This is a genomic window from Pseudomonas onubensis, assembly GCF_965653655.1.
Taxonomy (GTDB): domain Bacteria; phylum Pseudomonadota; class Gammaproteobacteria; order Pseudomonadales; family Pseudomonadaceae; genus Aquipseudomonas.
Genome location: NZ_CBFHAZ010000244.1, coordinates 1 through 472, shown reverse-complemented (window position 1 = coordinate 472; position 472 = coordinate 1). Strand labels below are relative to the sequence as shown.

1 pseudogene is annotated in these 472 nt (G+C 54.9%); it reads left to right on the top strand.

Features of this window, described 5'->3' with window-relative positions:
• Window positions 1–472: pseudogene (gene narZ / locus ACTD9P_RS29790) on the top strand (nitrate reductase subunit alpha); the annotation flags it as partial.

Below are 472 nucleotides of genomic sequence, written 5' to 3'. Positions count from 1 at the left end.
GAATATTGTGGCGGTGGAGCGCGACTACCCTGCTACGTATGAACGCTTTACCTCGCTCGGGCCATTGATGGACAAACTTGGCAATGGTGGTAAAGGGATTTCGTGGAATACCCAGGATGAAATCGATTTCCTCGGCAAACTCAATTACACCAAGCGTGATGGCCCGGCACAGGGGCGTCCGCTGATTGACACCGCCATTGACGCTTCAGAAGTGATTCTGGCACTGGCACCGGAAACCAACGGTCATGTTGCAGTCAAAGCGTGGCAGGCGCTGGGCGAGATCACCGGGCGCGAACATACCCATCTGGCGCTGCACAAAGAGGACGAGAAGATTCGCTTTCGCGATATTCAGGCGCAGCCGCGTAAAATTATCTCCAGCCCCACATGGTCCGGTCTGGAAAGCGATCACGTCTCCTATAATGCGGGATACACCAACGTTCATGAGTTAATTCCGTGGCGCACGCTGTCGGGA